This is a genomic window from Chromobacterium subtsugae, assembly GCF_001676875.1.
In the GTDB taxonomy this organism is placed as follows: Bacteria; Pseudomonadota; Gammaproteobacteria; order Burkholderiales; family Chromobacteriaceae; genus Chromobacterium; species Chromobacterium subtsugae.
In genome coordinates this window covers 1-25,042 of the sequence record NZ_JYKA01000006.1, presented here as the reverse complement: position 1 = coordinate 25,042, position 25,042 = coordinate 1, and the positions used below count along the sequence as shown (strand labels likewise).

General features: G+C 64.6%; 17 protein-coding genes. 13 read left to right on the top strand and 4 right to left on the bottom strand.

Going from position 1 to position 25,042, the window contains the following annotated elements:
• Positions 1–11 precede the first annotated feature (11 nt).
• The 4 genes from pilB to MY55_RS09490 all read right to left on the bottom strand — a co-directional run bounded on the left by pilB (position 12) and on the right by MY55_RS09490 (position 4,697).
• Positions 12–1,718, bottom strand: coding sequence for a type IV-A pilus assembly ATPase PilB (gene pilB / locus MY55_RS09505; RefSeq protein ID WP_043578580.1), 1,707 nt, complete (start codon positions 1,716–1,718; stop codon positions 12–14).
• A gap of 199 nt (positions 1,719–1,917) precedes the next feature.
• The gene (locus MY55_RS09500) at positions 1,918–3,099 is read right to left on the bottom strand and encodes a porin (protein ID WP_043578577.1); all 1,182 of its coding nucleotides are present in this window, start codon (positions 3,097–3,099) and stop codon (positions 1,918–1,920) included.
• A gap of 416 nt (positions 3,100–3,515) precedes the next feature.
• Positions 3,516–3,815 (bottom strand): ComEA family DNA-binding protein, encoded by a 300-nt coding sequence (locus MY55_RS09495; protein ID WP_043578575.1) that lies wholly within the window; start codon positions 3,813–3,815, stop codon positions 3,516–3,518.
• Positions 3,816–3,875: 60 nt separating this feature from the next.
• A complete protein-coding gene (locus tag MY55_RS09490; protein WP_043578572.1) occupies positions 3,876–4,697 on the bottom strand; it encodes a cytochrome C assembly family protein in 822 nt (273 codons plus the stop codon).
• A 115-nt stretch (positions 4,698–4,812) separates the two neighbouring features.
• Between MY55_RS09490 and ffh the strand changes: the two genes are divergently transcribed.
• From ffh to MY55_RS22630, 13 genes are all read left to right on the top strand, one after another.
• Positions 4,813–6,168 carry a signal recognition particle protein gene (gene ffh / locus MY55_RS09485; protein WP_043578569.1) on the top strand — a complete coding sequence of 452 codons (1,356 nt, stop codon included), beginning with the start codon at positions 4,813–4,815 and terminating at the stop codon, positions 6,166–6,168.
• A gap of 195 nt (positions 6,169–6,363) precedes the next feature.
• The gene (gene purB / locus MY55_RS09480) at positions 6,364–7,734 is read left to right on the top strand and encodes an adenylosuccinate lyase (protein WP_043578566.1); all 1,371 of its coding nucleotides are present in this window, start codon (positions 6,364–6,366) and stop codon (positions 7,732–7,734) included.
• A 285-nt stretch (positions 7,735–8,019) separates the two neighbouring features.
• Positions 8,020–10,188, top strand: coding sequence for a hypothetical protein (locus tag MY55_RS09475; RefSeq protein ID WP_081284664.1), 2,169 nt, complete (start codon positions 8,020–8,022; stop codon positions 10,186–10,188).
• A gap of 349 nt (positions 10,189–10,537) precedes the next feature.
• Positions 10,538–13,717 (top strand): efflux RND transporter permease subunit, encoded by a 3,180-nt coding sequence (locus tag MY55_RS09470; RefSeq protein WP_047258468.1) that lies wholly within the window; start codon positions 10,538–10,540, stop codon positions 13,715–13,717.
• Between the two features lies 1 nt (position 13,718).
• A complete protein-coding gene (locus tag MY55_RS09465) occupies positions 13,719–14,873 on the top strand; it encodes an efflux RND transporter periplasmic adaptor subunit (RefSeq protein WP_047243305.1) in 1,155 nt (384 codons plus the stop codon).
• A gap of 4 nt (positions 14,874–14,877) precedes the next feature.
• Complete coding sequence (locus MY55_RS09460) at positions 14,878–16,293, top strand: efflux transporter outer membrane subunit (protein WP_047243306.1); 1,416 nt, start codon at positions 14,878–14,880, stop codon at positions 16,291–16,293.
• Between the two features lie 302 nt (positions 16,294–16,595).
• Positions 16,596–19,652, top strand: a complete 3,057-nt coding sequence (gene fdnG, locus MY55_RS09455) for a formate dehydrogenase-N subunit alpha (RefSeq protein WP_076098021.1) — start codon at positions 16,596–16,598, stop codon at positions 19,650–19,652.
• 12 nt (positions 19,653–19,664) lie between these two features.
• The gene (fdxH, locus tag MY55_RS09450; RefSeq protein ID WP_047243307.1) at positions 19,665–20,552 is read left to right on the top strand and encodes a formate dehydrogenase subunit beta; all 888 of its coding nucleotides are present in this window, start codon (positions 19,665–19,667) and stop codon (positions 20,550–20,552) included.
• Positions 20,549–21,166: a formate dehydrogenase subunit gamma gene (locus tag MY55_RS09445; protein ID WP_043578544.1), complete on the top strand. Its 618-nt coding sequence runs from the start codon at positions 20,549–20,551 to the stop codon at positions 21,164–21,166. Before fdxH ends, MY55_RS09445 begins: the two co-directional genes overlap by 4 nt.
• A gap of 360 nt (positions 21,167–21,526) precedes the next feature.
• Positions 21,527–22,417 (top strand): formate dehydrogenase accessory protein FdhE domain-containing protein, encoded by an 891-nt coding sequence (fdhE, locus tag MY55_RS09440; protein WP_043578541.1) that lies wholly within the window; start codon positions 21,527–21,529, stop codon positions 22,415–22,417.
• A 79-nt stretch (positions 22,418–22,496) separates the two neighbouring features.
• Positions 22,497–23,216, top strand: a complete 720-nt coding sequence (gene rstA / locus MY55_RS09435; protein ID WP_043578811.1) for a two-component system response regulator RstA — start codon at positions 22,497–22,499, stop codon at positions 23,214–23,216.
• Positions 23,217–23,222: 6 nt separating this feature from the next.
• Positions 23,223–24,497, top strand: coding sequence for a two-component system sensor histidine kinase RstB (gene rstB, locus MY55_RS09430; protein WP_043578537.1), 1,275 nt, complete (start codon positions 23,223–23,225; stop codon positions 24,495–24,497).
• Positions 24,498–24,629: 132 nt separating this feature from the next.
• Positions 24,630–25,042: hypothetical protein (locus tag MY55_RS22630; RefSeq protein WP_208856033.1), on the top strand; the 413-nt coding region annotated here is incomplete at its 3' end.

The following is a 25,042-nucleotide window of genomic DNA, read 5'->3' as shown; positions in this document are numbered from 1 at the left end:
ACCGTACGCGCTCAGTCGTTGGTCACCGCTTCGATTTCCGCCAGCGAGGTCACCCCGCGCTTGACCTTGAGCAAGCCGGCGTGGCGCAAATCAACCATGCCCTCCTGCAGGGCCAGGTCGGAAATATCGACCGCGGTGCCGTTTTTCATGATCAGCCGCGTCATCGCGTCGGTGATCGGCATCACCTCGTAAATGCCGGTGCGCCCGCGATAGCCGGTATTGCGGCACTCCTCGCAGCCGACCGGGCCATAGGGCTGCCAGCTGCCGTCCAGGTCTTCCTTGCGAAAGCCGGCGCGCAGCAGCGCCTCCTCCGGAATGTCGACCGGCTTCTTGCAATGGCTGCACAGGCGGCGCGCCAGCCGCTGCGCCATGATCAGCAGCACCGAGCTGGCGATATTGAACGGCGCCACCCCCATGTTCAGCATCCGGGTCAGCGTCGCCGGCGCATTATTGGTGTGCAGGGTGGAAAATACCATATGGCCGGTCTGCGCCGCCTTGATCGCGATGTCGGCGGTTTCAAAGTCGCGGATCTCGCCCACCATGATCACATCCGGGTCCTGCCGCAGGAAAGCCTTCAGCGCCGAAGCGAAAGTCAGGCCCGCCCGCTCGTTGACGTTGACCTGGTTGATGCCGGGCAGGTTGATCTCCACCGGGTCCTCCGCGGTGGAAATATTGGTGTCCGGCCGGTTCAAAAGGTTAAGGAAAGTATACAGCGACACCGTTTTGCCGCTGCCGGTCGGCCCGGTCACCAGCACCATGCCGTAGGGACGCGCTATCGTCGTCATCAGCAGCTGTTTTTGTTCCGGCTCGAAGCCCAGCTGCTCGATGTCCAGCGTCGCCGCCGACGAATCCAGTATCCGCATCACGATCTTTTCGCCATACAGCGTCGGCAGCGTGCTGACGCGGAAATCGATGGCGCGGCTCTTGGAGATCACCAGCTTGAGGCGGCCATCCTGCGGCAGACGCTTTTCCGAAATGTCGAGCTTGGAAATCACCTTGATGCGCGAGGCGATCTTTTCCTTCAGGATCAGCGGCGGCTGCGCCACCTCCTTCAACTCGCCGTCTATCCGGTAGCGTATGCGGTAATACTTTTCATACGGTTCGAAGTGGATGTCCGACGCGCTGCCGGCAATGGCGTCCAGCAGCATCTTGTGGATGAATTTGACCACCGGCGCGTCGTCCACCTCCACCTGGGGACCGCTGTCTACCTGGGCGTCCGGATCGGCGAACTCCAGGTCGCCGAAATCCTCGTTTTCCAGCTCCTTCAGCGCCGAGGTGGAATTGTCCTGATAGCGTCCCAGCGTCTTGGACAGCTTGTCATCCTCGACCACGACGATTTCCACCGTCAGACCGGTCTTGAAGGTGATCGCGTGATAAGCGGAAGTCTGGGTGGGGTCGGAAGTGCCGATATAGAGCTTGTTGCCGCGCTTGAGCAGCGGCAGCAGGCGCCGGCTGGCGATCAACTCGTCGTCGATCAGCCCCTTGGGCAGCTGTTCGGTATCCAGAGAGCTCATGTCCAGCAAGGGGTAGCCGAAAACCCGCGACGCGAATACCGCGATGTCCCGCGCGCTCATTTTCTTGCTGAGTATCAGTTGCTCGACAAAAGTGATATGCGAAGCGCCCGCCTGGCGCATGATGGCGTCCGCGTCCTGCTGCAGCAGCATATTGTGCTGAACCAGGGCCCTACCCAGGCCGGAAATCCCTGCCGAAGCTTCCATAGGCGAAATCGATCCAGTTTTGACGTTGTGGTCACGATCAGGCGCAGGCTGTGACGATATTATATGCAAAATCCGGCCGCGCCTCCGCCGCGAATCCCGCCAGGCCTGCCGCGGCATCCGAATCGGGTGGGGCAAACGCCATATTGCCATGAAAAAGGGACTGCCGAGGCAGTCCCTTTCCGATAGGCGAAGCGCCGGATCAGAAGTGGTGAATCAGGCCGAGGCCGAAGGAGCTTTCGTTTTGCGCGCCTTGCAGCTTCCAGTTGACGTGGCCGTAGGAGGTGTAGACGTCGGTGCGCTTGGACACCGCGTAATCAAGGCCCAGCACCCATTGGTCGTAGCCGGAGTTGCTCACGTCGCCGAAGTTCGCCAAGTTGACATTGTAACCCTTGGCATAGCTGAGGTACGGAGTGAAAGCGCCGAAGGTGTAGCCGCCGGTCAGCGCGATTTCACGCGTGCGCCCCAGTTGCACCGTCTTGGAATTCACCAGCCCCGGATTCTGCGCAACCAGGCCAGCCAAGTTCGCGCTCGCGGCGTTGCCGTTGTACAGCAGCCCGCCATTGTCGGTAATGCTGGTAGCCACGCCGCCCGCCGAGTTGATGCCTACATAGCCGCGCACTTGCTGGAAGCCCAAGGCTACGTAGATGTTGTTGGCGTTATAGCCGCCCTCGAAGCGGTGCCAGTCCTTCAGCGAGGCCAGCTCGCTCGGGGAACCCCAGCTGCCGAAGTTGTACTTGCCGAAGAAGCCGGAGTTTTCATAGCTCAGGCCGATGTTGGAGAACTGGCCGTTGGTCACGATGCCGGCTACGTTCTTGCGAGCCTCGTCCGCCGCGTACAGCACGGAGATGTTGAAGCCGTAGAACTCGGGGCCGTCGTAGCGGACGGCGTTGTTGTGGCGACCGTCCACGCGGGTGAACATCGCCAGGCCGCCCACGCTGGGCGCGCCGCCGAATGTCGCGCCGCCATTGTTGGAGTAATGGCCCGGGTCAACCTGCTCCATGTCGGAGTTCGCGTAGTCGGACAGTTTGCCGACGCGCACCTTGCCCCAGCTGTCGCCGGCCAGGCCGATGAAGCTGTCGCGGGTGCCGAAGCCGGTGCTGTTGCTGCCGTCCATGTTCAGGCGGCTTTCCACCTGCCAGATCGCCTTCAGGCCGCTGCCCAGGTCCTCATTGCCCTTGAAGCCGATGTAGGAGACCCAGTCATTGATCTCGGTGCGGGATTGCAGGCCGCCGGCCTGCAGCGCGCCGCCGAACGACGTGGTGTTGGCGTTGTAGGTTTTCAGGGATTCGACGCCGGCCGCGATGGTGCCGTAGATGGTGACGTCCGCCATGGCGGCGGCAGGCAGGGCGGCCAGTGCGAGTGCGATGAGCTTCTTGTTCATTGCAGATCCTTTCAAGTCAGTTGATTTTGTCCTGTTGACTTCGCGGCAGCGCCGTCTGTCCGGACATTTATGTGCCGACGGTATATTCCGCCGATCGCTGAAAGCAATATAAGACCGGCGTTGCAAAAAAACAAAGCTCACCCAGGAAAGACCAGTGAAAATTACCAAAAAAACAACAGCATCCCGCTAAACCATTGTTAACAAATAGTTCTAACTCGACCAGAACCTGCCAAACGGCGATGGAAAAACAACAAAACCATCCAATTGTTTCAATTTCACAACAGTTAATTTCCCGCCACGGCCGGTTTTCCCAACCCGCCATAAATCGCGAATGCATGAAAAAACCGCCAGTCGGCGGCTCGCTGACTGGCGGTGATGTCGGCCGCGCCGGAAAGGCCGGCGCGAATGCGGGGAAACTACTTGGCGGCCACCGGCTTGGCGCCCGGTTTGGCGGCCGGCGCCGCGCCGCCCACGGTCAGGTCCTTGCGCAGCTTATCCAGCGTCTTGTCGCCGATGCCGGAAACCTTCTTCAAATCATCCACCGTCTTGAACGGACCGTTTTTGGCGCGGTAGTCGATGATAGCCTTGGCCTTGGCCGGGCCGATTCCCTGCAGCGCCTCCAGTTGCGGCGCGGTGGCGGTGTTCAGGTTGACGGCGGCCCAGGCGAAATTGCACAGCAGCATCAGGCCGGCAAAGGCAGCGAACAGCTTCTTCATGGCAAACTCCTTGATTGAAGGTGCAAGACGGGTTTTGTCATTGAATGGACATCGCAGCGCTCAGCCGCGCTGCAGGATCAATTCTAAAACCACCTTGCTGCCCACGTATGCCAGCATCAATGACAGGAAACCGGCCAGCGTCCAGCGTATCGCCACCCTGCCGCGCCATCCCTGCAGGCGGCGCCCCAGCAGCAAAGCCGCGAACAACAGCCAGGAAATCACGCTGAACACGGTTTTGTGGGTCAGCGCGGCGGCCTTGCCGAACACCTCTTCGGAGAACACCACCCCCGTCACCAGCGCCACGGTCAGCAGCAGGAAGCCGACGGCGATCACCTGGAACATCATTTTTTCCAGCGTCAGCAGCGGCGGCAACTGCCGCGCCAGCAGCGACATCCGCTTATGGTGCAGCGAACGCTCCAGCAACAGCATCAGCACCGCGATCAGCGCGCCGATGGCGAACAGGCTGTAGGCCAGCATCGACACCAGGATGTGCAGCACGAAGGCCGGATTGGACAGGTCGCTCACCATGTGCCGGCCGGGGAAGGCGATGGCGAAGGCCAGCGCGGCCATCGCCAGCGGCATCATGAACAGCTGCAGGCCTTCCACTCGATAAAAGAAGCTGCAGGTCCAGTAAATCAGCAGCATGATCCATACCATCACCCCCAGCGCGTGGCCGACGCCCAGCGACAGACCGCCGCTGACGCTGAGCGGCGCCACCACCACCAGCGCCTGCACCAGCAACAGCACGCCAAGCAGGCTGTGCTCCACCCTCGGATTGCGCGGCCAGCGGGCCGTGCCCCGCCAGTTGGCCAGGTAGTGCCAGGTAAACGCCCCGTAGGACAGGATCAGGAACAGCGACAAAACGAGCAGGATGCTGGTCATATTATTTATGGAGTGTGATCAAATCCGGGCGCTCACCCGGCGGCTCGTGGTAAAATCGACAGTTTGAAAGTCTACACCAACCTGCCGTCCGGTGGCAGAGAGTAAGGACAGCACCATGCTAGACAACCTGACCAACCGCCTGTCCGGCGTGATGAAAACCTTGCGCGGCAACGCGCGGCTGACCGAATCCAACATCCAGGACGCGATGCGCGAAGTGCGCATGGCGCTGTTGGAAGCCGATGTGGCGCTGCCCGTCGTCAAAACCTTTATCGCCCAGGTGAAAGAGCGCGCGCTGGGCCAGGACGTGATGGGCAGCCTGACCCCGGGCCAGGCGCTGGTCGGCGTGGTCAACGAAGAGCTCGTCAAGCTGATGGGCGACAAGAACGACGAGCTTAACCTGGCCGCCGTTCCCCCCGCCATCGTACTGATGGCCGGCCTGCAGGGCGCCGGCAAGACCACCACCGTCGGCAAACTGGCCAAAAGGCTGAAGGAAACCCAGAAAAAGAAGGTGCTGGTGGTTTCGGCCGACGTCTATCGTCCGGCCGCCATCGAGCAGCTGAAACTGCTGGCCGCGCAGGTCGGCGTCGAATGGTTCCCGTCCGACGCGGCGCAAAAGCCGGTCGACATCGCCCGCGCCGCGATAGACCATGCCCGCCGCCACTTCTTCGACGTGCTGCTGGTGGATACCGCCGGCCGCCTCGCCATCGACGAAGCGATGATGGACGAGATCAAGGCGCTGCACGCCGCGGTCAATCCGATCGAAACGCTGTTCGTGGTCGACGCGATGCAGGGCCAGGACGCGGTCAACACCGCCAAGGCCTTCAATGAAGCGCTGCCGCTGACCGGCGTGATCCTCACCAAGATGGACGGCGACTCGCGCGGCGGCGCCGCGCTGTCGGTGCGACACGTCACCGGCAAACCGATCAAGTTCATCGGCGTCGGCGAGAAGGTCGCCGCCATCGAGCCCTTCCACCCCGACCGGATCGCCAGCCGCATCCTGGGCATGGGCGACGTGCTGTCGCTGATCGAGGAAGTGCAGAAGGGCATCGATCAGGACGAAGCCGCGGCGATGGCCAAGAAGCTGAAGTCCGGCAAGGGTTTCGACCTGGAAGACTTCAAGGCCCAGATGCAGCAGATGAAGAAGATGGGCGGCATGTCCAATCTCTTGGAAAAGATGCCTGGGCAGATCGGCCAGATGGCCAAGGGCATCCAGGGCGCCGAGGCGGAAAAATCGATGCGCCGCATCGAAGGCATCATCAACTCGATGACGCCGGACGAGCGCCGCAAGCCGGAACTGATCAAGGCCAGCCGCAAGCGCCGCATCGCCACCGGCTCCGGCGTGACGGTGCAGGAGGTGAACCGTCTGCTGGCCCAGTTCGAGCAGATGCAGAAAATGATGAAGCAGTTCTCCTCCAAGGGCGGGCTGATGAAAATGATGCGCGGCATGAAGGGCATGATGCCCGGCATGTAAGCGAAAACAAACGGGCGCCAGTCGCCCGTTTGTTTTGAGATGAAGACAAGCTGCGAATCGGCGGCAAGCCCGCGCCGACCCGCTACATTGAATAGCACGCAGCGAAGGCATGGCCGACATGCCCGACGCCCGGCTTAGCGCCGTTTGTATTGCAACCTGCCGCTGTTTGGCAAACCACGTTTGGAAATACCCCGCATGAATCTGACTACGTTGACCGCCCTGAGCCCGCTGGATGGCCGCTACGCCAGCCAGGTCGAAGCCCTGCGCAACCTGTTCTCCGAGTTCGGTTTGATGAAATGCCGCGTCAAGGTGGAGCTGGAATGGCTGAAGATGCTGGCCGCCGAGCCGGGCATCGAAGAGGTCAAGCCGTTCTCCGACGCCACCATCCGCGAAATCGACGACGTGATCGCCAACTTCAGCGTCGAGCACGGCGAAGAGGTGAAGGCGATCGAAGTCCGCACCAACCACGACGTCAAGGCGATCGAGTACTGGCTGAAGGAACGCCTGTCGGGCAACCCGGAAGTGATGGCCGCCAGCGAATTCATCCACTTCGCCTGCACCTCCGAAGACATCAACAACCTCAGCCACGCGCTGATGCTGAAAACCGCGCGCAACACCGTGCTGCTGCCGACGCTGGACGAAGTCATCCACAAGCTGCAGAAGCTGGCGCACGAGCTGGCGAATGTGCCGATGATGTGTCGCACCCACGGCCAGCCGGCCACCCCGTCGACCATGGGCAAGGAACTGGCCAACGCCGTTCACCGCCTGAAGCGCCAGCGCGAACAGCTGGTGCACCAGGAAATCCTGGGCAAGATCAACGGCGCGGTGGGCAACTACAACGCCCACCTGGTGGCCTACCCGGACATCGACTGGGAAAGCCTGTGCGGCCGCTTCGTCACCGGCCTCGGCATCACCTTCAATCCGTACACCATCCAGATCGAGCCGCATGACTACATGGCCGAGCTGTACCAGGTGGCGATGCGGGTCAACACCATCCTGATCGACCTCAACCGCGACATCTGGGGCTACATCTCGCTGGGCTACTTCAAGCAAAAGGTGAAGAAAGACGAAGTGGGCAGCTCCACCATGCCGCACAAGGTCAACCCGATCGACTTCGAAAACTCCGAAGGCAATCTGGGCATGGCCAACGCCATCATGGGCCACCTGGCGGAAAAACTGCCGCTTTCCCGCTGGCAGCGCGACCTGACCGACTCCACCGTGCTGCGCAATATGGGCGTCGGCTTCGGCTACACCATGCTGGGCCTGAAGTCCTGCCTGAAGGGCCTGAACAAGCTGGAGATCAACCCGGCGCTGATCGCCGCCGAGCTGGACAATGCCTGGGAGCTGCTGGCCGAGCCGGTGCAAACCGTGATGCGCCGCTACGGCATCGCCAACCCGTACGAGCAGCTGAAAGAGCTGACCCGCGGCAAGGGCGGCATCACCCGCGAGACGCTGCACGCCTTCATCAAGAGCCTGGACCTGCCGGAAAGCGTCAAGGCCTCGCTGCTGGAGCTGACCCCGGCCAACTACCTGGGCAAGGCCGAGGAGCTGGCGCGCCGCATCTGACGCGCCGCCGTCCCGCACCGCCACGCGCCGCCTGCCTGCAGGCGGCGTTTTTCATTGCCGCGCGCCGCGCGCGCATCCCCGCCTCCATCCGCTGCGGCATGTTCGCCGCACGCGCCTGGCCCATCCCGCCGCCTATCACAGAATTTTGTAGTCAAAAAGGTAATTGCACCTGACAATGTAGTGTGAATAACACCAAAAATTATCAAAAAAGCTTCGCTGCAACAGGACGCAAGGCCCCGCGCCGGCGCAACCACCCCTCACCCGGGTAACCTGAATAGAGAATGGATGATCATGCAATCAATGTACGACCAATCCTCGAACACCCCATCCACCGACGACAACGACGCCGCGACCGCCTCCCCGCCGCCGGTGTCCGCCCGTCACCTGCTCAGCCTGAACGAGCGCGGCCATGCCGGGCTGTACCAGTACTTCATCGAGCACGACACCAACCGCATCCTGCAGCATCTGGACACGCTGCGCGGCATGGCCTTCACCCAGGACGCCGAAGACGGCCAGGTCGGCCCGCCGGAGCGGCCGTTCCCGTCGGTCTGCCTGATCGGCCTCGGCCGCTGCGGCTCCAATATCGCGCTGGACGTGGCGACGCTGGTCTACAACGCCCGCAAGTTCTACCTGAACGAGTTCAACCAGGACGACAAGAGCGCGCCGGAACAGGAGCAGCGGCCGCGGCGCTGGATACGCCGCAACCTGCTGTCGCCGCACAAGGCGGCCAAGCCGGCCTTCCTGATCGAGCCGATGGTGATGCTGGGCGACCTGGACAAGGACATCAAGGGCCGCATCCGCTTCTCGCGCCGCGGCGAGCAGGGCGACTTCATCAACAACTACAACAAGCTGAAGATCATGGACCTGGCCGAGGTCCACGCCGGCGGCGCCGGCAACGCGCCGATACTGGGCCAATACCTGGCCAAGATCATCCTCAACAAGGACACGCTGAGCTTCTCCGATCCGGACTGGACGCTGATCCATTCCTATCTGGTGGACTCCTGCGGCATCAAGGCCAACCAGTCGCGGCTGTACTTCTACATCTTCAGCGCCGGCGGCGGCACCGGCTCGGGCATGGCCTCGGAATTCGGCCTGGCCCAGCAGTACGCCTACATGAGCAAGACCTTCGAAACCCGCAGCGAAGGCAAGCCGGAGCAAGCCGACGACTACAGCTTCGTATTCGAGCCCATCTTCACCAGCGGCATCTGCATCCTGCCCAATATCTCCGGCCAGCACGCCGAGGGCTCGGAAGCGCTGCACATCAACGCCGGCCGGCTGCTGTGCAAATACCTGTCGGAAGAGTGGGACTTCTCCTACAACTTCGACAACGAGGAAGCCGGCGCCGAAAGCGTGATGCGTCGGATCCGGCCGTGGAACGCGATGATGCTGATCTCCAACGACATCATGCGCTACGCCGAGGAAAACGACGCCGGCAGCATCGAAAACCTCGACGTCAACGCGATGGAGCGCCACGCCAACCAGTACATCTCGCAGCAGATCTTCAACATCCTCACCGCCCAGGCCGTCACCAGCGACTACGACGAAAACTACTTCCTGCGCGCCGGCATCGACATGGGCGAAACCATACGGCTGGACGCCAACGACCTGTTCATGAGCCTGGCCGGCCCGGTGGCGGTGGCTTACGCCGAATCGGTGGTATCCGACCCGCTGGGATCGGACGGCTTCGTCAACAAGCTGGACATCGACGACCTGTTCTTCCGCTCGATCGACCTGCCGCACTTCAACCAGCAGACCCAGGCGATAGAAGGCATCAGCCTGCTGCCGATAGAATCGGCCAGCTACCGCGCGGCGCTGGCCGACTACAAGCAGTCCGGCTACGCGGCGGAAAAACTGAACCAGCTGTTCTTCTTCCAGAACTGCTCGTCGGTGGTGGCCATCCTGTCGCTGCCCAAGGGCTACAAGCTGTCCTACCTGGACCTGAACCGCCTGAAGCGCCACCTGAACGACCTGTTCCCCAGCACCACGCTGAAGCGCTACGCGCTGGTGATAGGCGCGTCCACCAATCTGTCCCTGACCACGCTGGTGGCGAAGAGCCCCTGCCTGAGCGACGACTTCCTCACGCTGATCGTCGCCTTCATCAAGCGCTGCTTCGCCCACGGCAACCACCGTTTCGACGACAGCCTGGACAAGACGATACTGGACCTGATCACCGCCGAGCATTTCGATGAAACGGTGCTGGAGCGGCTGCTGAACGAGTACGAGAATCCGGCCAAGATCCTCGACACCAACTGGTTCGCCATCAAGCCGATGTACGAGAAGAAATACCGCGAGCTGATCCGCGACTCCAAGAAGTTCGTCTCGATCAACGACATCCGCCTGACCCGCGAGCACGTGCAAAAAGCGGTGTGTTATCTGCGCGAGATCTACCGCCACCGCATCGGCAAGACCCGGGTGGTTTCGCTCAACACCTACGCCCACAGCAAGCACGCCTGAGCCGTCCGGCGCGCCGCTGCCAACCCCGCCGCGCCCGATGCGCCGCGGGGTTTTTACTAGCCGAAATAGTAAAGTAGATTATTTTTTTACTACGATGGGAAAAAGTGTCAACGGCATGGCCGCCTGGCCAGTTAATGCAGCTTGGACCCCTGGCGATGCGCCGCGGCGTCCGCAAGCACAATCCGGCCCCAAACCGCGCCAAAGCTGACATAAGCTGCAACAAGGGCGGCCCGGATTGCCATCGGCACCACCGGCCAGCCCGCGCGGCTCATGCCTGCTTGGGCGGCCGCTCGCCGCCCCCAGCCATGCGCCCGCCGCGCGCGCCGCAATCAAGAGGCAACACGTCCAGATGTGGATTGTAGAAACGGCCCTGAAACGGCCCTATACCTTCATCGTGATGGCCATCATCATCCTGCTGGCCACGCCGCTGGCGATCATGCGCACGCCGGTGGACGTGCTGCCGGAAATCGACATTCCGGTGATCAGCGTGATCTGGGGCTATGGCGGCTTGCCGCCGCAGCAGATGGCCGACCGCATCACCCAGATTCATGAACGGGTGCTGACCACCACCGTCAACGACATCGAGCACATCGAGTCGCAATCGCTGTCCGGCATCGCCATCATCAAGATCTTCTTCCAGCCCGGCGTCAACATCCAGACCGCCATCGCCCAGGTGGTGGCGGTGTCGCAGGCGGTGGTCAAGCAGATGCCGCCCGGAGCCACCGCGCCGCTGATCATCAAGTACACCGCCTCCAGCGTGCCGGTGATCCAGCTGGGGCTGTCCAGCAAGACGCTGTCGGAACAGGACGTGTTCGACACCGCCGTCAACACGCTGCGGCCGCAGCTGGTGACGATACCGGGCGTCGCCATCACCTATCCCTACGGCGGCAAGGTGCGCCTGCTGTCGGTGGACCTGGACACCCGCGCCATCGCCGCCAAGGGGCTGACGCCCGCCGACGTGGTCAACGCGGTCAACGCGCAAAACCTGGCCCTGCCCTCCGGCACCGCCAAGATCGGCGGCACCGAATACGATGTGGCGCTGAACGGCTCGCCCGACAGCATCGCCGGCCTCAACAACATCCCGGTGAAGACGACGAACGGCGCCACGGTATTCCTGCGCGAAGTGGCGCACGTGCGCGACGGCTTCTCGCCACAGACCAATATCGTCAAGCAAAACGGCCAGCGCGGCCTGATGATGTCGATCTACAAAAACGGCGGCGCCTCCACGCTGGACGTGGTCGGCCACCTGAAGGAAAAGCTGCCCGGCCTGTTGCCGCTGCTGCCGAAGGGCATCCAGGTCAGCCTGCTGGCCGACCAGTCGATCTTCGTCAAAACCGCGGTGGAAGGCGTGATCCACGAGGCGCTGGTGGCCGCCGCGCTGACCGCGGTGATGCTGCTGCTGTTCCTCGGCAACTGGCGCACCACCTCCATCATCGCCGTCTCCATCCCGCTGTCCATCTTCTCGTCCATCGTCGCGCTGCACGCGATAGGCGAGACCATCAACGTGATGACGCTGGGCGGCCTGGCGCTGGCGGTGGGCATCCTGGTGGACGACGCCACGGTGACGATAGAAAACATCGAGCGCCACCTGCACATGGGCTCGCCGCTGTACACCGCCATTCTGGACGGCGCCGGCGAAATCGCCATCCCGGCTTTCGTCTCCACGCTGTGCATCTGCATCGTGTTCGTGCCGATGTTCTTCCTGGAAGGGGTGGCGCGCTATCTGTTCGTGCCGATGGCCGAGGCCGTGGTGTTCGCGATGCTGGCTTCCTACGTGCTGTCGCGCACGCTGGTGCCGACGCTGGCGCTGCTGCTGATGGGGCACCAGCACCGCGGCGGCCGCGTCGACGCCTGGATCCACCGCGTGCACGAGCGCTTCAATGCCCGCTTCGAGCGGCTGCGCGAAACCTATGTGCACCTGCTCAGCCACCTCTTGACCCACCGCAAGCGCTTCATCGCCGGCTTCCTCGGCTTCTGCCTGGCCTCCTGCGCGCTATACCTGCTGCTGGGCCGCGACCTGTTCCCGGAAGTGGACACCGGCCAGATCAAGCTGCACGTGCGCGCGCCCACCGGCACCCGCATCGAGAACACCGCCATCCTGGCCGACCAGGTGGACGCCGAAATCCGCAAGGCGATCCCGCCGGAAGACCTGGACTCCATCATCGACAACATCGGCCTGCCCTACAGCGGCATCAACCTGTCCTACAGCAACTCCGGCACCATAGGCACGCTGGACGACGAAGTGCTGATCTCGCTGAAGCCCGGCCACCGCCCCAGCGCAGGCTATGTCGACGCGCTGCCCAAGGCGCTGGAAAAGCGCTTCCCCGGCGTGGAGTTCTTCTTCCAGCCGGCCGACATCATCACCCAGATCCTCAACTTCGGCTCGCCGGCCGCCATCGACGTGCAAATCGTCGGCAAGAGCCAGGCCGACAACGCCGCCTTCGCCGGCCGGCTGCTGACCCGGATCCAGGCGGTGCCGGGCGCCGCCGACGTCCACGTGCACCAGCGGCTGGACGCGCCGTCGATTCGGCTGAACATGGACCGGACCCGGCTGCAGGGCATGGGCATCGCGCCGTTCGACGTGGCGCAGAACCTGCTGCTGCCGCTGTCCGGCAGCCAGCAGACCCAGCCGGCGTTCTGGCTGAATCCGGCCAACAGCATCGTCTACAACATGCAGGCGCAGACGCCGCAGTACCAGATCGGCACCCTGGACCAGTTGATGCAGCTGCCGATCAACCCGCCCGGCGGCCACGCCGCCAGCCAGCAGACGCTGGGCAATCTGGTCACCGCCGCGCCGGGACGCGAAGCCGCCATCGTCACCCGCTACAACATCCTGCCGTCGATCGACATCTACGCCAGCGCGCGCGGCCGTGACCTGGGCTCGGTGGCCGCCGCCATCCAGCGCATCATCGACGAGGAAAAGGCCCACCTGCCCAAGGGCAGCCAGATCCACATGCGCGGCCAGGTGGAAACCATGCAGTCCTCCTACCTGGGCCTGTCGGTCGGCATTCTCGGCGCCATCGTGCTGGTCTACCTGCTGATCGTGGTGAATTTCCAGTCCTGGCTCGACCCCTTCATCATCGTCAGCGCGCTGCCGGCAGCGCTGGCCGGCATCGCCTGGATGCTGATTCTCACCGGCACCGACCTGTCGGTGCCGGCGCTGACCGGCGCCATCATGACCATGGGGGTGGCCACCGCCAACAGCATCCTGGTGGTGTCCTTCGCCCGCCAGCGGCTGGACGAGGGCCTGCCGCCGCTGTCGGCCGCGCTGGAAGCCGGCGCCACCCGGCTGCGCCCGGTGCTGATGACGGCGCTGGCGATGATCATAGGCATGATCCCGATGGCCATCGGCTTCGGCGAAGGCGCCGAGCAGAACGCGCCGCTGGGCCGCGCGGTGATAGGCGGCCTCCTGTTCGCCACCGTCTCCACGCTGCTGTTCGTGCCGGTGGTGTTCGCCAGCTTCCACCGCCATCTGGCCAAACGCAAACAACAGGCGGCCGACGCGCCGGCTGCCGCACAGGACGCATGACATGACCGAATCCCGCCATGCCCACCAGGGCCTGCCCGAACTGCATTTGCACCATGAACGCCGCGGCGCGGTGGCGCGCAAGGCCCGCGTCGCCGCCGCCGTGATCGTGATCCTGCTGCTGGCCGGCCTCGCCCGCACGCTGCTGGTGCGCCACGCCGACGCCGCGGCGCTGGCCCGGGAGGCCGAGCGCCGCGCGGTGCTGACCGTCAGCGTGGTCACGCCGTCGCCCGCCCGCGCCGACGCCCGCCTCACCCTGCCCGCCACGCTGCAAGGCATGGCCGAGGCGCAGATCTACGCCCGCACCAACGGCTACATCAAGCGCTGGTACAAGGACATCGGCCAGCCGGTGAAAAAGGGCGAGCTGCTGGCCGAGCTGGACATTCCCGACATCGACAAGCAGGTGCAGGAAGCCCAGGCCAATTTCGGCCTGGCCAAAACCGCCTACCTGCGCTGGAAGACGCTGCGCGCGCAGGACGCGGTGTCGCAGCAGGAACTGGATGAGAAGGAAAGCGCCTACCGCCAGACCGAGGCCGAGCTGAAGCGCCTGCGCGACCAGCAAGACTTCGCCCGCGTCGTCGCGCCGTTCGACGGCATCGTCACCCGCCGCAACATCGACACCGGCAGCCTGGTCAACGCCGGCAACGGCGGCAGCGCGCAGGCCCTGTTCGCCACCGCCCAGATCGACCGCCTGCATCTGTACGCCTACGTGCCGCAAGCCCAGGCCGGCGCCATCCGCGTCGGCGACAAGGCCGACATCGCGCGCCAGGAAGCGCCCGGCCAGCCTAGCGTCGGCAGGGTGGCGCGCACCGCCGGCGCCATCGACCCCGCCACCCGCACGCTGCAAGTGGAGGTGGAAGTGGCCAACGCCGGCCATGGCCTGCTGCCGGGCCAATACGTCGACGTGTCGTTCAAGCTGCCCAACGGCGGCAAGCTGACCCTGCCCACCAACACCCTGCAATTCGGCGCCAAGGGCAGCCGCGTCGCGCTGGTGGACGCCCACCACCGGGTCAAGCTGCAAACCGTGGCGCTGGGCACCGACTACGGCCACGAGGTGGAAATCAAGGCCGGGCTGCAAGCCGGCGACAAGGTGATCGTCAATCCGCCGGACTCGATCCGCGACGGCCAGGCGGTCGCCATCGCCGCCGCCGGGGAGTGAGGCGATGCGCGCCCTTCCCCTGCTGATCGCGCTGAGCCTTGGCGCCTGCTCCGCCGTCGGACCCGATTACGTCCGCCCGCCCAGCGAACTGCCGGCGCAATGGAAAAGCGGCGACGGCTGGCTGCCGGCCGCCCCCGCCGACGCCGAGCCCAAAACCGAATGGTGGCGCACCTTCGGCGACGACGAGCTGAACCGGCTGGAAGCCGAGGCGCTGGCGCGCAGCCCGACGCTGCAGGCGGCGCTGGCCCGGCTGGACCAGGCCGAAGCGCAAAGCCGCGTCCATGGCGCGGCCGCGCTGCCGGCCGTCAGCCTGGGCGCCGCCGCCGCGCGCAGCCGCGTCTCGGCCGACCGGCCGCTGTCCAGCTACGGCAGCGTCAACAGCAGCGCCGTGCAGAACGACCTGAAGCCGACGCTCAGCGTCAGCTATGAGATCGACTGGCTGGGCCGGGTGCGCCGCGACATCGAAAGCGCGCGCGCCGGCGCCGAACAAGCCGCCGCCGACCGCGCCAACGTCGAGCTGCTGCTCACCGCCCAGCTGGCCAGCGCCTACCTGCAGCTGCGCCAAGAGGACGAGGAAATCCGGCTGTTGGACGGCACCATCGCCGCGCAGCAGCGCGTGCTGGAGCTGACCCGCATCCGCCATCAGGCCGGACTGGCCGCCGCCGGCGACGAAGCGCTGCAAGCGGCGGCGGTGAGCGCCAGCCGCGCCCAGCGAGAATTGCTGCTGAACCAGCGCCGCGTCGGCGAAGACCTGCTGGCCACGCTGAGCGGCGCGCCCGCTCCCGCCTTTCGCCTGGCGCCCGGCGCGCTGCCGGCGGCCATGCCGGCGGCGCCGGCCGGCGCCCCCAGCCAGTTGCTGCAGCGCCGGCCGGACATCGCCTCGGCCGAACGCGCGATGGCGGCGGCCAATGCCCAGATCGGCGTGGCCAAGGCGGCCTATTTCCCGCAATTGACGCTGACGCCGACCTACGCCGGCAGCGAATCGGCGTCGCTGGCCGGCCTGTTCTCCACCCCGGCGCTGATCTGGTCCATCGGCCTGCAAGCCAGCCAGACCGTGTTCGACAACGGCAAGACCCGCGCCAATGTCGGCTACGCCGAAGCCGGCTACCGCGCCGCGCTGGCCAATTACCGCCAGACCGTGCTGCAGGCGGTGCAGGAAGCCCAGGACGCGCTGGGCGCGCTGCGCGGCCTGGACGAGGCGCGCCGGCAGCAGGACATCGCCGTCCGCAATCAGGACCAGGCCTATGCCATCACCCAACTGCGCTACCGCGAGGGGCTGGACAGCGCGCTGACGCTGGCCATCGCCCAGCAAAGCCAGCTGGCGGCCCGGCGGACGCTGGCGCAACTGCGCGGCAGCCAGTTGATCGCCAGCGTCAGCCTGCTGAAGGCCCTGGGCGGCGGCTGGCAAAGCGGCGATTGAATTCGCATATTCTGCAATTGCATTCTGTAAATCGTAATAAAACTGCTACAAAGAATGGAACAGGCCGCTCGGCCCCTTCGGGCTGAGCGGACGGTTTCACAGCGGCAGGCTTTCTTCCCCTCCCCCGCGGCATCCTGCCGCGCGGCGCCGTTCCAGGCGCGATGCCCACCGCAAAACCATGTCAATAAAATGGTCATAAACTCCGTATCGGAGTACGATAAAAAAATACCGACCGCAGCACTTGCATGAAATGGGAATATCCGCATCCTGCCAATCGGCGGATCGCCTGGAGGAGATGGACGATGGAAGTCACCCGACGCCAGCTGTTCAAGCTGACCGCCGCGCAGCTGGGAGCATCCAGCCTGGTCGCCATGGGTTTCGCGCCGCAGCTGGCGCTGGCCGAAGTGAGGCAGTTCAAGCTGATGGGCGCGCGCGAAACCCGCAACACCTGTACCTACTGTTCCGTCGGCTGCGGCCTGATCCTGTACGGCCTGGGCGACGGTGCCAAGAACACGCACGGCGAGATCTACCATATCGAGGGCGATCCGGACCATCCGGTCAGCCGCGGCTCGCTCTGTCCGAAGGGCGCCGGCCTGCTCGACTTCATCCACAGCCCCAAGCGGCTGAAATACCCCGAAGTGCGCGAAGCCGGCAGCGGCGAGTGGAAGCGAATCAGCTGGGACGAGGCGGTTTCCCGCATCGCCCGGCTGATGAAGGACGACCGCGACGCGCATATCGTCGAGAAGAACGCCGCCGGCGTGCCGATCAACCGCTGGCTGTCCACCGCGATGCTGACCGCCTCGGCCGGCTCCAACGAAACCGGCATCATCTCGCAGAAATTCATCCGCAGCCTGGGCATCGTCGCCACCGACGCCCAGGCCCGTGTCTGCCACGGCCCGACGGTGTCGGCGCTGGCCTCCACCTTCGGCCGCGGCGCCATGACCAACAGCTGGGTGGACATCAAGAACGCCGACTTCATCCTGGTGATGGGCGGCAATGCCGCCGAGGCGCACCCGGTGGGCTTCAAGTGGGCGATAGAGGCGAAAAAGACCCGCGGCACGCGGCTGATCGTGGTGGACCCGCGCTACAACCGCACCGCCTCGGTGTCCGACCTCTACCTGCCGATCCGCGTCGGCTCGGACATCGCCTTCCTGGGCGGCGTGATCAACTGGCTGATCCAAAACGACAAGATTCACTGGGACTACGTCAAGGCCTACACCAACGCCGCGCTGATCGTGCGCGAGGATTATCATTTCGACGATGGCCTGTTCTCCGGCTACGACGCCGCCAAAGGCAAGTACGACAAGAGCAGCTGGAACTACGAGCTGGGCGACGACGGCTACGCCAAGACCGACCCCACGCTGCAACACCCGCGCTGCGTCTGGCAGCTGTTGAAGCAGCACTACGCGCGCTACACGCCGGAAGTAGTCAACAATATCTGCGGCACGCCGGTGGACGGCTTTCTGCAGGTGTGCAAGGAACTGGGCGAGACCGCCCGCCCCGACAAGGCCGGCACCATCCTGTACGCGCTGGGCTGGACCCAGCACACCACCGGCACGCAGAACATCCGCACCATGGCGATGATCCAGCTCTTGCTCGGCAACGTCGGCATGCCCGGCGGCGGCGTCAACGCGCTGCGCGGCCACTCCAACATCCAGGGCCTGTCCGACCTGGGCCTGTTGTCCACCAGTCTGCCCGGCTACCTGACGCTGCCGAGCGAAGCCGACCATCCCGACCTGGCCACTTATCTGGCCAAGACCACGCCCAAGAGCCTGCAGGCCAACCAGTTCAACTACTGGAGCAACACGCCGAAGTTCTTCGTCAGCCTGATGAAATGGATGTGGGGCGACAACGCGAGCAAGGAAAACGACTGGGGCTACGATTGGCTGCCCAAGTGGGACAAGATGTACGACGTGCTGCACATGGCGGAGCTGATGTACCAGGGCAAGATGAACGGCTTCATCGTGCAGGGCTTCAACCCGCTGGCCAGCTTCCCTGACGCCGCCAAGGTGACCGAGGCCTTCTCCAAGCTCAAGTACATGGTGATCATCGACCCGATCGCCACCGAGACCTCCACCTTCTGGCAAAACCACGGCGAGGCGCATGACGTCGACCCGGCCAAGATCCAGACCACGGTGTTCCGGCTGCCCTCCACCTGTTTCGCCGAAGAGGACGGCTCCATCGTCAACTCCGCGCGCTGGCTGCAATGGCACTGGAAAGGCGCCGAACCGCCGGGCGAGGCCCGCGGCGACAACGAGATCATCGGCGAATTGTTCGTCGCCATCCGCGACCTCTACCGCAAGGAAGGCGGCAAGCTGGCCGAACCGATCCTGAAAGTGAACTGGAACTACCGCGACCCGAAGGCCCCGACGCCGAGCGAGCTGGCGATGGAAATGAACGGCAAAGCGCTGGCCGACCTGCCGGACCCGGCCGACCCCAGCAAGACCTTGGTGAAGAAGGGCGAGCAGATTCCCGGCTTCGCCGTACTGCAGGACGACGGCCGCACCGCCTGCGCCTGTTGGATCTTCTCCGGCTGCTGGCCGCAGGCCGGCAACCAGATGGCGCGCCGCGACAACACCGACACCGGCCTCGGCAATACGCCGGGCTGGTCGTGGTCGTGGCCGGCCAACCGCCGCATCCTGTACAACCGCGCCTCCTGCGATCCGTCCGGCAAGCCGTGGGACCCGAAGCGCAAGCTGATCAGCTGGAACGGCGACAAATGGGTGGGCGGCGACGTGCCGGACTTCAAGGCCGACGCCGCGCCGGACTCCGGCATGATGCCCTTCATCATGAACCCCGAGGGCGTGGGCCGGCTGTTCTGCGCCGACAAGCTGGTGGACGGCCCCTTCCCCGAACACTACGAGCCGATGGAAAGCCCGATCGGCACCAACCCGCTGCATCCTAAAGTTGTCTCCAGCCCGGCGGTGCGGCTGTTCGACAGCGACAAGAAGCGGCTGGGCACGCACAAAGACTTCCCCTATGTCGGGACCACGTACCGGCTGACCGAGCACTTCCAATTCTGGACCAAGTCGGTGCTCTTGAGCGCCATCGCCCAGCCCGAGCAGTTCGTCGAAATCGGCGAGGCGCTGGCCCGCGAAAAAGGCATCGTCCAGGGCGACATGGTCAAGGTCAGCTCCAACCGCGGCTTCGTCAAGGCCAAGGCGGTGGTCACCAAGCGGCTGATGGCGCTGAAGGTCAACGGCCAGACCGTGCACCAAATCGGCATCCCGCTGCACTGGGGCTGGGAGGGCGTGGCGCGGCCGGGCTATCTGACCAATGCGCTGCCGCCCGCGGTCGGCGACTGCAACACCCAGACGCCCGAGTACAAGGCCTTCCTGGTCAAACTGGAAAAACTGTAAGGAGCCGCCGCCATGCCATTGCAATCCCTGGATATCAAGCGCCGCTCCGCCAGCCCGACCGAAAGCCCCAAGGTCCGCCAGACGCTGGAAGTGGCCAAGCTGATCGACACCTCCACCTGCATAGGCTGCAAGGCGTGCCAGGTGGCCTGTTCCGAATGGAACGACATCCGCGAGGAGGTCGGCCACAACATCGGCGTCTACGACAATCCCACCGACCTGTCCGCCAAGGCCTGGACGGTGATGCGCTTCGCCGAGGAGGAAAGCAACGGCAAGCTGGAATGGCTGATCCGCAAGGACGGCTGCATGCACTGCGCCGACCCGGGCTGTCTGAAAGCCTGTCCGTCGCCGGGCGCCATCGTCCAGTACAGCAACGGCATCGTCGATTTCCACCAGGAAAACTGCATAGGCTGCGGCTACTGCATCGCCGGCTGTCCGTTCGACATCCCGCGCATCAGCAAGGAAGACAACAAAGCCTACAAGTGCACGCTGTGCTCGGATCGCGTCGCCGTCGGCCTGGAGCCGGCCTGCGTCAAGACCTGTCCCACCGGAGCCATCCAGTTCGGCTCCAAGGAGGACATGAAGGAAGTGGCGGCGGAACGGGTGGCCGACCTGCAGCGGCGCGGCTATCAGCATGCCGGCCTGTACGATCCGCAAGGCGTAGGCGGCACCCACGTGATGTACGTGCTGCACCACGCCGACAAGCCGGAGCAGTACTCCGGCCTGCCCAACAACCCGGAGATCAGCCCCACCGTGCAATTGTGGAAGGGCTGGCTCAAGCCGCTGGCGACGATAGGCATCGCCGCCGCCGGCCTGTTCGGCTTCCTGCACTACATCACCGTCGGCCCCAACCGCGCCGACGGCGATGAGGAAAACGAAACCCGCGAGGAGGATAAGCGATGAAGGAAAAACTGCTGCAACGCTACAGCGCCGCCGAGCGGATCAACCATTGGATCGTCGCCATCTGCTTCGTGCTGCTGGCGCTGTCGGGACTGGCGCTGTTCTACCCGGCCTTCTTCTGGCTGACCGGCGTGTTCGGCACGCCGCAGCTGGCGCGCATGGTGCACCCCTTCGTCGGCGTGCTGATGTTCGTCGGCTTCTTCGTCCAGTTTTTCCGCTACTGGCGGCGCAACCTGATCAACGGCCAGGACATCCAGTGGATGCTGGCGGTGAAGGACGTGCTGCGCGGCCATGAGACGGTGGAGGTGGGCAAGTACAACGGCGGCCAGAAGGCGATGTTCTGGACCATGACCCTGTGCGTGGCCACCATGCTGGTCACCGGCGTCATCGCCTGGCGCCAGTACTTTTCCGGCTATTTTCCCATCCCGGTGATCCGGCTGGCGCTGCTGCTGCACGCCTGGGCCGCCACCGCGCTGATCGCCAGCATCATCGTCCACGTCTACGCCGCGCTGTGGGTGAAGGGCACGATACGGGCGATGGTGGAGGGGGTGGTCACCCATGCCTGGGCCAAGAAGCACCATCCCGGCTGGTATAAGGAAATGACGGGGAAGAAATAGCGAGTGTCCGCTGCGCGGACGACATGTTTAGGTGCCGGTTCCGCCCGGCAGACGGGCCAGGGGCTGAGCGGCCAGCCCTATCGCTGAGTGAATCGAAGATTCACACGCAGAGGCAATCCCAGGCCGCCCCAACAGCGCGGCGAAACCCCGGCACCAAACCCATTCCCAAGGAGCCGCCGGAACTAGCGGGGCGCTAACGTCGCCCCGCGTCGAACAACCGGCGTCTTAAAACCTTAGAAATGGCTTTGGAGCCGGCTTGCGCTGATGGGGAATCAGCCACGTCGACTCGATCCTAGCGTCGATAAAGATCGATTTCTTACGATGTAAATGGCAAACAATCTCAAAGCCTCAATATCAACCATGACACCCACCCAACCCATCCTCCCCGCCGAGCAGATCCGCGCCGGCGACGCCCCGCTGATGAGCCTGCCCGTGCTGCGGCCGCCGCCCGACATCTTCGCCCGCCGCGCCGCGCGGCTGCTGCAATTGGCCGACGGCCACGCGATGGCCGATTTTCTGCGGCTGTGCGCCGCCATCTGCCAGCAACAGCAGGCGCTGCACGACGCCTCCCGGCTGGATCCGCGCTCCGCGCTGGAAAAACTGCTCCAGTCGCTGGAGTCGGAACTGCCCGATCCGGTCCGGGGCTCTGCGGGCCTCTTGCTGGCGCAGGACGCCGCCGCGCTCAGCCGGCTGGCGGAACATCTGCTCAACGGCGAGTATCCGACGGACGGCCCGCTGTTCGCCGCCTTGCCGCTGCTGGGCGCCGCGCTGCAGGCGCAGGCCACGCGCAGCATCCGCCAGCGCCCGCTGCCCGAGCCGCAAAGCCAACAGGCGAGGTGCCCGTGCTGCGGCGGCCTGCCCTTGGCCTCGCTGCTGCTGCGCGGCGACAGCGGCCATGCCCAGCGCTACGTGCTGTGCTCGATGTGCAGCCATGCCTGGCCGGTGGGGCGGGTGCGCTGCCTGTCCTGCGGCAACAGCCGGGACCTGCATTACTACTCGCTGGCGGCGCAGGACCATGTCCCCGCCGCGCCCGACCATCAGCAACCGCACCAGGCGCGCGGCGCGCGCGAAGTGGAAGCCTGCGGCGAGTGCCATGGCGCGCTGAAGCAGATCTCGCTGCTGCTGGACACCAGCGCGGAAGCCGGCGCCGACGACCTGGCCAGCCTGGCGCTGGACCTGCTGGCCGGCGAGGCCGGCTTCGCCCGCATCGGCTTCAATCCGCTGTTTCTGCCTGGCCGGGAGCCGGCTTGAGATCCGCCCGCACTTGAGCCGCGGCCCCCGGCGCGAGATACTTGCCGTCAAACCGGCAATCACTCGCATGGACGCACGCATGACCCACCGCATCGTATTTGTAGAAGACGACGCCGATCTGGCGGAACTGATCAGCGACTTCCTGTCGCGCCATGAAATGGAAGTGGTGGTGGAGCCGCGCGGCGACGCCGCGCTGGACACCATCGCGCGCCAAGCGCCGGACATGGTGCTGCTGGACATCATGCTGCCCGGCAAGGACGGCCTGTCGATCTGCCGCGAGCTGCGCCCCAAGTTCGACGGCCCCATCATCATGCTGACCTCGCTGGACAGCGACATGAACCAGATCTTGGGCCTGGAGCTGGGCGCCAACGACTACATCCTGAAAACCACGCCGCCGTCGGTGCTGGTGGCGCGGCTGCGCGCGCAGCTGCGCAATCTGCGCCCGGCGCAAACGGCCGCGGAAGCGCAGCAGCCGGCCAAGGGCTCGCGCAAGGCGGTGTTCGGCCAGCTGTCGATCGACCCGGTCAGCCGCGACGTGGTGCTGGCCGGCGAGAAGATCCCGCTGTCCACCTCGGACTTCGACCTGCTGTGGCTGTTGGCCAGCCACGCCGGCGAAACGCTGAACCGCGACGTGCTGCTGAAGGAAATGCGCGGCGTCAGCTACGACGGCCTCGACCGCAGCATAGACGTGGCCATCTCGCGGCTGCGCAAGAAGCTGGGCGACAACCCCAGCGAACCGTTCCGCATCAAGACGGTGCGCAACCGCGGCTATCTGTTCTCGCTGTCCGGCTGGGAGTAAGCGCGGATGCGCCGTCTTTTCATCCAGTTCTACCTGCTGCTGATGTCCTGTTTCCTGGTGGCGGTGATCATGGTTGGCGTGGTTTACAAGCAGGCGGTGGACGATGTCGGCGAACGCTACCTGGCCGACCTGCTGCGCACCACGCTGTCGCTGATCGAGGCCGACCTGCGCGGCGTGCCGGAGGACCGCTGGAGCGAAACCCTGGCCAACGCCGACTACGGCTTCACCTTCCGCGTCAAAGTGGAAAAGATGAGCAACTACATCCTGGACGACGAGTCCAGGCAGGCGCTGGACCGCGGCGAAATCGTGATGCTGGAGGACAAATACCTGTTCCTGCAAAAGCTGCAGGACAGCAATTACCTGCTGGTGGCCGGCCCGCTGCGCTACCTGTTCTTCCTGCATAGGCTCAAGTGGTTCGACTACGCGCTGCTGGGCCTGTTGGGCCTGTCGCTGGCGATACCGGTGTTCCTGTGGATGCGGCCGCACTGGCGCGACCTGGTGGCGCTGGAGCGCGCCTCCGGCCGGCTGGCCAACGGCGACCTCTCCGCCCGCGTCGACCTGCCGCCGCACTCCGGCGTCCAGCACCTGGCCGTGGCGTTCAACCACATGGCCGACAACATCGGCGCGCTGATCAACAGCAAGAAAACGCTGACCAACGCCGTCGCCCATGAGCTGCGCACGCCGCTGGCGCGGTTGCGCTACCGGCTGGCGCTGCTGGAGGGCGACGAGGAGTCCAAGGAGCGCCAGGCGATAGAACGCGACCTCACCGCCATCGACAAGCTGGTGGAAGAGCTGCTGTTCCACGCCCGGCTGGACCGCCCGGAAGCGCCGCTGAAGCTGACCAGCTTCAACGCCATCCCCTGGGCGCGCGACCGCATCGCCGGCCAGGCGGCGCTGGCGCAGGAAATCCACTGGATAGAACCAGTGGGCGACACGCTGGAAATCATCGCCGACGAGCACCTGATCACCCGCGCGCTGGACAATCTGCTGTCCAACGCCCGCCGCCACGCCGGCTCCATCGTCGCCACCCATATCCTGATCGACAAGCAGCACTACTGCATCATCGTCGACGACGATGGCCCCGGCATTCCGGCCGAAGACCGCGAGCGGGTGTTCGACCCCTTCGTGCGGCTGGACGAGAGCCGCGGCCGCAAGACCGGCGGCCACGGCCTGGGCCTCGCCATCGTCGCCGGCATTGCCCGCGCCCATGGCGGCGACGTCAAAGTGGAAAGCTCGCCGATGGGCGGCGCGCGCTTTTTGCTTCGCTGGCCGACAGCCTGATGTACATTTTGTAACATAGAGATACACGCCTCCCCTAGACGCTCCCCCTTGCCATAGATAGCATCACGGCCTGAATTAGGACTTTTACGGGTCCGTTTCACCCCAATCGAAAGAAACTTAGGAGTTTCGTAAATGAAAAAGCTGGCTCTGCTCGCCCTGACCGCTGCTTTCAGCCTGGTATCCGCTAACGGTTTCGCCGCTGAAAAAGCTGCTGCTTCCGCTCCGGCCATCCACAAGGCCAAAAAAGTTGAAAAGAAAAAAGTAGCTTCCGCTGCTCAAAAAGCTCAAGCCGCCAAGGCTGACGCTTCCGCTCCGGCTAAAAAAGCTGCCAAAAAGCACGCTAAAAAGCACGTAGCCAAGAAAGACGCTTCCGCCGCTCAGAAAGCCCAAGCCGCCAAGGCCGACGCTTCCGCTCCGAAAGCCAAGAAGGCTCACAAGCACGCCGCTAAAAAGCACGCTGTGAAGAAAGAAGCTTCCGCTCAGAAAAGCCCAAGCCGCCAAGGCCGACGCTTCCGCTCCGGTAGCCAAGAAGGCGCACAAGCACC